Annotated in this window: 8 protein-coding genes; 4 read left to right on the top strand and 4 right to left on the bottom strand. The window is 72.7% G+C overall.

The features are described 5' to 3' along the window. Window positions 1–174: 174 nt before the first annotated feature. From AC1DXK_RS22060 to AC1DXK_RS22075, 4 genes are all read left to right on the top strand, one after another. Window positions 175–2,283 carry an OmpA family protein gene (locus tag AC1DXK_RS22060; protein WP_477299072.1) on the top strand — a complete coding sequence of 703 codons (2,109 nt, stop codon included), beginning with the start codon at window positions 175–177 and terminating at the stop codon, window positions 2,281–2,283. 85 nt (window positions 2,284–2,368) lie between these two features. Continuing rightward, window positions 2,369–2,638 (top strand): hypothetical protein, encoded by a 270-nt coding sequence (locus AC1DXK_RS22065; RefSeq protein ID WP_457106462.1) that lies wholly within the window; start codon window positions 2,369–2,371, stop codon window positions 2,636–2,638. Window positions 2,639–2,721: 83 nt separating this feature from the next. Continuing rightward, window positions 2,722–2,916: a hypothetical protein gene (locus tag AC1DXK_RS22070; RefSeq protein WP_457106461.1), complete on the top strand. Its 195-nt coding sequence runs from the start codon at window positions 2,722–2,724 to the stop codon at window positions 2,914–2,916. 70 nt (window positions 2,917–2,986) lie between these two features. After that, on the top strand, window positions 2,987–3,697 hold the full coding sequence (locus tag AC1DXK_RS22075) for a YidB family protein (protein WP_457106460.1): 711 nt from the start codon (window positions 2,987–2,989) through the stop codon (window positions 3,695–3,697). Between the two features lie 631 nt (window positions 3,698–4,328). Here AC1DXK_RS22075 and fabF read toward each other — a convergent pair. The 4 genes from fabF to AC1DXK_RS22095 form a co-directional block, all read right to left on the bottom strand. Next, the gene (gene fabF, locus AC1DXK_RS22080) at window positions 4,329–5,591 is read right to left on the bottom strand and encodes a beta-ketoacyl-ACP synthase II (protein WP_457106459.1); all 1,263 of its coding nucleotides are present in this window, start codon (window positions 5,589–5,591) and stop codon (window positions 4,329–4,331) included. A 196-nt stretch (window positions 5,592–5,787) separates the two neighbouring features. Further along, window positions 5,788–6,027, bottom strand: a complete 240-nt coding sequence (locus AC1DXK_RS22085) for an acyl carrier protein (protein ID WP_007559070.1) — start codon at window positions 6,025–6,027, stop codon at window positions 5,788–5,790. Between the two features lie 322 nt (window positions 6,028–6,349). Then, the gene (fabG, locus tag AC1DXK_RS22090) at window positions 6,350–7,087 is read right to left on the bottom strand and encodes a 3-oxoacyl-[acyl-carrier-protein] reductase (protein ID WP_477299075.1); all 738 of its coding nucleotides are present in this window, start codon (window positions 7,085–7,087) and stop codon (window positions 6,350–6,352) included. Between the two features lie 17 nt (window positions 7,088–7,104). Then, the coding region (locus AC1DXK_RS22095; protein WP_477299077.1) for an ACP S-malonyltransferase at window positions 7,105–7,697 on the bottom strand (593 nt) is incomplete at its 5' end.

Raw genomic sequence — 7,697 nt, forward strand, 5'->3', positions numbered from 1 at the left:
GCACGCTCCGCGGACGGGGACAGGAGTGTCGCCGACAAACCGGGAGGCATCCGGCGGGTTCCGGCGGCGCACCGACGCGGGACGCGGAAAGGAACCGTCCGGCCTTCATGCTGCCGGAAAGGCGGTGTGCTCTCACGGGCTGATCCGCCCGAACCGGCGTGCCAACCTGCGATCGTGCCGTTGCCCGAATTTTTCGCCCAAGGCTTGCGTAGCGCCGGTTGGCTCGCCGGCCTGCCGGCGCTCGCGTTGATCTGGGCGAGCGCGTCCCTCTATGCCGCCCCGCGGATCGCCGAGCGGCTCGAAGCCGAGGGCGCGGGCGTCGCGGCCGGCACCGCCACGGCCACCGGCGAGCCCTGGCTCCGGCTCGGGGCGAGCGGTCGCGACCTCCGGGCGGCCGGCGAGGCGCCGGACGTCGCCGAGCGGGCCACCGTTCTGTCCCGCCTCGCCGCGCTGGACGGGCCGCGTCGCATCATCTCGGAGGTGGGCATCGTCGAGACCTCGACCCCCTTCCAGTGGGCCGCGATCCGCACCGGCCCCAACCGGATCGCCCTGGAGGGCAGCCGCCCCGTGGAGATCGGCCGACGGGCGCTGGAGGCGCGGATCACTGGCGCCCTCGAGCCCGGCACCAGCCTCGACGACACGGCCCGGGCCGCCCGGGGGGCGCCGCCGGATTTCGCCAGCGCGGCCGCGTTCCTGGCGACCCGGCTCTCCGGCCTCGCCAAGGGCGGCCGGGCGGCCCTCAGCGACACCGTGCTCAGCCTGTCCGGCGAGGCCCTCGACGTGCCCGCCTACGAGGCCCTGCGGGCGGCCCTCTCGGACCCGCCGGAGGGGTTCAGCATCGGGCGGATCGAAATCCTGCCGCCCAGGGTGGCGGCGTACCGGTTCGCCCTGGAGAAATCGGCCCGGGGCCTCGTCCTCGACGGGTTCGCCCCCTCGGCGGCCGACCGCGAGGCCGCCCTGCACGCCGCCACCGAGGCGGCGGCCGGCGGCGCCGTGGAGGATCGGCTCCTGGCGGCCCGTGGCCTCGACCCGGCCATCGACCCGAAGAGCCTCATCGCCTTCGCGTTCAAGCTCGCCGAGCTGATCCAGTCCGGCGCGGTCGAGTTCAAGGACGGGGCGGTCTCGGTGACCGGCGACGCGATCGATGGGCAGGCCATCCCCGACGCCGCAGCGCTGATGCGCGACGGCCGGCCCGCGGGCGTCGCGGCCGGGACGGTGGCGCTCACGGCGCGGCCGCTCTCGCCCTACCGGGTGGCGATCCGCCGGACGGCCGATGCCGTCACCGTCACCGGCCACATGCCCGACACCGCGACCCGGGAGCGGGTCTTGGCCGCCCTGCGCCCGCGCCTGTTCCGGGAGTCGGTCATCGACCGTACCCGCCTCGCCGACGGCGCCCCGCCAGATCTCGGGGATGCGCTGGCCGCCACCGCGCCCCTGGTGACGAACCTCGCGGACGGGACCGTCTCGGTCTCGGACCGCGCCCTGACCCTGACCGGCGAGAGCCTCTACCGGGAGGGCGCCGCCCGTGCGCCCGACCRGCTGGCCGAGGCGCTGCCCCCCGGCTGGACCGCCCAGGCCCATGTCACGGCCCGGGACGCGGCCGAGCGGCGCGACCCGGCGACCTGCCGTGCCGACGTCTCCGCCGTCCTGGCGGGGGCCGACCTGCGCTTCCCCACGGGGGGCGCGGTCCYGACGCCGTCCTTCTACCCGACCCTCGACGCCCTCGCCGCCCTGGCCAAGACCTGCCCGTCGCTGCGCATCGCGGTCACGGGACCGGCCGACCCGGCCAAGCCGCCTCCGACGCCGGCCGCCGGACCGGCCGCGGGGGAGGGCGTGCCCGCCGTCGCACCGGCCCAGGTCGCCAGCGCCGCCAAGCCGGACGCGCAGGCACCGCCCACGGTGCCCGGGAAACCCGCCGCGGAGGCGAAGGACGTGGCCAAGGCCGGTTCCTCCAAGGCCAACACAACCGAGGCCGACGCCTCCGGGAAGGACACCGCCAGGGAGCGGGGCAAAGCGGATCACGGCAAGCCGGATCACAACAGGGCCGAGGCCGGCAAACCGGCTTCGACCAAGACGGATGCGGCCAAGAAGGAGACGGCCGCGCACGGCAAGGCGGCGGCGAGGAAGCCCGCCGAGACCCCGGAGGAGCCGCCCCTCGACCTGCCGCGGCTGCGCGCCCAGGCGGTGGTGGAGTATCTGCTCCAGGCCGGCGCCCGGCCCGAGCAGGTCGGCGCCGGGCCGGACGGGCCGGCGGGACCCGTCGTCTTCGCGCTGCTGCCGTGAGAGAAGCCCCCTCCGCCGCGCGCCCACCCGCCGGGCCGCGCCCATCCGCACGCCACCATCGCGCCCGCAGGGAGGCCGCACGGCCGTGACGCTGCTGCTTGTCGGATTCTGGCCCGGACTCGCCGGGGCGGCCGCACTCGGCCTCGTGGTCGGGGCGCTGGTCGGCTGGCCGGACCGGCTCGCCGCCTCCCTGGGGCTCTGCGTGGTCGCGGGGCTCCTGACCGCGGCGGCCCTAGCCGGGTTCGTGCCCGGCCTGCCCGGCCTGTGGCTGGAGGGCGCAGGCCTGATCCTGCCGGTCTACTGCGCGGGCTGCATCCTCGGGGCGCTGGGGCGGCGCGTCGTCAAGCGGGCGTAACGCCCAGGGAACCGGGGCGCCCCTAGGCGGCGTTCCTTCGGCAACAGGGCCACGGAGCCCGCCCCGAACCCGGAGAGGCCGCGATGCCCAGGACCGTCGAACGTCCCCATCCCGCGAAACGCCGCGCCATTCGCCTGCCGCGCCCCCGCGCCGGCGCAGCCGCCACGGGCCTGTTCCTGGCCGGACTGATCCTCTCGGCCGCCACGGTGCCCCTCGTCGAGTCCGCCGACGCTACCACCGCCACCACGCAGGCCGCGCTTATCGCTCCGGTCCGCTGAGCGAGGCAACCCGCGCCCGTCCCGAATTGTTGTTTGCCCGGGCTCGCCTTCGGGCCTCGGGGAGACGGCCATGGGACTGCTCGAATCGGCGATCGGCGGCGTGCTCGGTCAGGTGTTCGGCGGGCAGAAGCAGGGGGCCGGGGGCATGTCGCCCCTGGTGAAGGCCCTGCTGATGCTGCTGCTCGCCAAGGGCGCCAGCGGCGGCTTCGGCGACATCTTCGGGCGCGGGCATCAGGGCGAGCCCGGCCCCGAGGCCGACCGCTCCGGCGGCGCCGGACCCTACGGGCGCGATCCCGGCCAGCACCCCGCCGATGCCGGCGGACGCCGCCCGGATGACAACGGCGACATCGGCGGCTTCGACCAGTATGGCGGCCGCCGCGACGGCGGCCCGGGCGGGCCGGTAGACCGGTCCCTGCCGCCCGGCGATTTCTCGGATCTCTCCGGCATGCTCGACGGCCCCGGCGACGCATCGGCCCCGAGCCGCGCCGCCCCGGACGGGCAGGGGGATCTCGGCGGCCTCGACGGGCTCGTGGACCGGTTCCGCCAGGGCGGACTCGGCGACGTGATCGAGTCCTGGATCGGCCACGGCGCCAACCGCCCGGTGGCCCCGGACCAGCTCGCCCGGGCGCTCGGCCCCGACACGGTGGACACCCTCCAGAGCCAGACCGGTTTGGATCGCGCGACGCTGCTGTCGCAGCTCGCTCAGGCGCTGCCGGAGGTGGTGCACACGCTTACCCCGCAGGGGCGGGTGCCGGGGGAGGCGGAGCGGCGGGGGTGGTAGCCGGACGACTATTCGGGAGGCGCGCGGCGCGTCTGACAGCGCACCATATCGCGAACTCATCCTGAGGTGCCGGAGCGCAGCACAGGCCTCGAAGGAGCCGTCCAATCAGCACCGCGATCTCTGGAGCCCTCCTTCGAGGTTGCTGCGCAACAGTTCAGGATGGAGGCGAGCGCGGGACCTGTGTCGTAGGTCTCACGCAACCAGCGTCGCGGATTATAGGATGAGCGTTTGCGCAGGCGTGATCGCCGGGTGAGAGACAGCATCCTGCACGCAGATTAATATTGGACTATATGCTTTACCAATTTTTCGATGAAAAGCTCACGTTGATCGACTGAAGAGCCGTGGTCAGGATGTATTTTTCTGAACACCGCTCTCGGCGCGCGCGATCCGAGATGTTCAGGATAATCCTAGGCCGTTCGACCCGCTAGACAGCGATCTCGACGGAGCTCGTCGCATTGGCAAACACGCGACGAGTTTCAGACCCGTGCTAAACTCTACTGCACGGACGAGCACAGCCTGTCCTCATGCAACGGACGCTTTCTGCAGCAACGCCGCAGCATTCCGTACGCCAGATGGCGGAAAGATCTTCCAGAAGACCTGCAGAGCGTAACGAAATGAGACGGCGACGCGCTTACACCACCCGCCGCATCACCAAACTTGCATTCGTCCCACCAAACCCGAACGAGTTCGACAGCACGACATCCACCTGCTTCCGCTTCGCCTCGAACGGCACGAGGTCGATCTTGGTCTGGACGGAGGGGTTGTCGAGGTTGAGCGTCGGCGGGATGACGTTGTCGCGCAGGACGAGGATCGAGAAGATCGCCTCCACCGAGCCGGCGGCGCCCAGCAGGTGGCCCACCGAGCTCTTGGTGGACGACATGGTGGCGGTGGCGGCGGCATCGCCCAGGAGGCGCTCCACGGCCTTCAGCTCCAGCTCGTCGCCCATGGGCGTCGAGGTGCCGTGGGCGTTGATGTAGCCGATCTCGGCGGGTGAGATCCCGGCCCGCTTCACCGCGGCGCTCATGCAGCGGAAGGCGCCGTCGCCGTCCGGGGAGGGGGAGGTGATGTGGTAGGCGTCGCCCGAGAGGCCGTAGCCCACCACCTCGGCGTAGATCCGCGCGCCGCGGGCCTTGGCGTGCGCGTACTCCTCCAGCACCACGATGCCGGCGCCCTCGCCCATGAGGAAGCCGTCGCGGTCGCGATCGTAGGGGCGGGAGGCCTTCTCGGGCGTGTCGTTGAAGCCCGTGGTCAGCGCCCGGCAGGCGGAGAAGCCCGCGATCGAGAGGCGGTTCACCGGCGATTCGGCGCCGCCCGCCACCATCACGTCGGCGTCTCCGAGCGCGATCAGGCGGCTCGCGTCGCCGATGGCGTGGGCGCCCGTGGAGCAGGCCGTCACCACGGCGTTGTTCGGCCCCTTCAGGCCGTGAGCGATCGAGACCTGGCCGGAGGCGAGGTTGATGATCCGGCCCGGGATGAAGAACGGCGAGATCCGGCGCGGTCCCTTCTCGTGGAGGGTCACGGAGGCGTCGTAGATGCCGCCGATGCCGCCGATGCCGGAGCCGATCAGCACGCCGGTGGCGCACTGGTCCTCGTGGCTCTTGGGCGCCCAGCCGGCATCCTTGAGGGCCTCGTCGGCCGCCGCCATGGCGTAGACGATGAACGGATCGACCTTGCGCTGCTCCTTGGGCTCCATCACCGCGTCGGGGTTGAAGGTGCCGTCGGTGCCGTCGCCGAAGGGGATCTGGGCCGCGATGCGGCAGGGCAGGTCGGCGGATTCGAAGCCGCGGATCGGGCCGGCGCCGCTGTCGCCCGCGATCAGCCGGCTCCAGGTGTGCTCGACCCCGCTGCCCAGCGGCGTGACCATCCCCAGACCCGTGACCACCACCCGCCGCATCGCAACCGTCCCGTCTTGAGGCGCTTCCCCGCCGCCGACGGCCGGGGGCCCCCGCGGGGCCGGAGCGCATCCTGAACAACCGAATGAGGCAGGATCCGGTCCGCCCTGGGGCGTCGCGGCGCGCAGCCTCGAAACGCATAACGGCGCGGGGGCTGTTTCGCCTCACCCGCGCCGCGTGAAATCGAACCCGGCGACTTTAGGCGGCGGAATTCTTTTCCAGGAACTTCACGGCGTCGCCCACCGTCTGGATCGTCTCGGCCGCGTCGTCCGGGATCTCGACGTTGAATTCCTCCTCGAAGGCCATCACCAGCTCGACCGTGTCGAGGCTGTCGGCACCGAGGTCGTCGATGAAGTTGGCGCTCTCGACCACCTTCTCGGGCTCCACGCCCAGGTGCTCGACGACGATCTTCTTCACGCGCTCAGCGATATCGCTCATCGGTCTTCCGTCCTCGTCCTTTTGGTCTGTCAGTCTTCTCGGGGTGGTGCCGTGGCCGCGTCGCGCCCCTGCGGGCTTGTTGTGACGGGCCGGTGTCCGATCGCGCGTGCTTCGAGGTGAACCGGCGCGTGAGCCGGGATGCCCCCGCCGGGGGGCCTTGGACTGAAAACCCGCTGAACCGTCAACCCCCTGTACGGCTGCGGGGCGTGGTAGCACAGGGTTCCCGCCCTGGCGAGGGGCCGTTCAGAAACCCTTCATGGGTGTGGCACTTGCGTGTCGGCGGGGGTGATTCGGGCGCGGTTTCGACGGGTCCGGGGCCGGTCTAGTACATCGCCATCCCGCCATTCACGTGCAGCGTGTGGCCGGTGACGTAGCCGGCCTCCGCGGAGGCGAGGTAGATGCAGGCCGCCGCCACCTCGGCGCCCTCACCGAGCCGCCCGGCGGGCACGCGGGCCAGGATGCCCTCGCGCTGCTTCTCGTTCAGGGCATCGGTCATGGGCGAGCTGATGAAGCCCGGGGCGACGCAGTTGACCGTGATTCCCCGCGAGGCGACCTCGGCGGCGAGCGCCTTGGTCATGCCGACGAGGCCGGCCTTGGCGGCGGCGTAGTTGCCCTGGCCGGGATTGCCGGTGCTGCCGACCACCGAGCCGATGTTGACGATCCGCCCGGAGCGGCGGCGCATCATGCCCTTCACGGCGGCCCGCGACAGGCGGAAGGCGGCGGTGAGGTTGACGGCGAGCACTTGCTCCCACTCCTCGTCCTTCATGCGCATGAACAGGTTGTCCCGGGTGATGCCGGCATTGTTCACGAGGATGTCCAGCGGACCGATCGCGGCCTCGGCGGCCGGCACGAGGCCCTCGACCGAGTCCTTGTCGGAGAGGTCGGCGGCGACGGGGCKCGCGCGCTCGCCGAGTTCGGCCGCCAGCGCCTCCAGGGCCTGGGGGCGCGTGCCCGACAGCGCCACGGTGGCGCCCTGGGCGTACAGAGCCCGGGCGATCGCCTGGCCGAGGCCGCCGGTGGCGCCGGTGACGAGGGCCTTGCGGCCGGAGAGATCGAACATGCGGGGCTCCTGTGGAATCAGAGCGCGAAGGCGGCGACGTCCGCGGGCGTGCCGATTGCGGTGGCGCTCGCCTGGGGCGCGATGCGCTTGACGAGGCCGGTGAGCACCTTGCCGGCACCGAGTTCGTGGAACCGGTCGACGCCGGACGCCGCCATGGCGGCGACGCTCTCGCGCCAGCGCACGGTGCCGGTGACCTGCTCGACCAGGGCCGTGCGGATCGCCTCCGGGTCGGAGACCGGGGCGGCCATGACGTTGGCGTACAGGGTGACGCGCGGGGCCTTCAGGGTGACGGCGGCGAGCGCCCGGGCCATGGCGTCGGCAGCCGGGGCCATCAGGCGGCAGTGGAACGGCGCCGAGACGTTGAGCAGGACGGCGCGCTTGATCCCGCGGCTGGTGGCGATGCCGATGGCGCGCTCCACCGCCGGCCGGTCGCCCGAGAGCACCACCTGACCACCGCCATTGTCGTTGGCGACGTCGCAGACCGCGCCGTCGCCGGCCTCGTCGGCGGCGGCCTCGGCCACCGACCGGGCCGCCTCGACGTCGGTGCCGATCAGCGCCGCCATGGCGCCGGCGCCCGGCGCCACCGCCGCCTGCATGGCCTCGCCGCGCA

Source organism: Methylobacterium sp. P3_A11 (assembly GCF_056403155.1).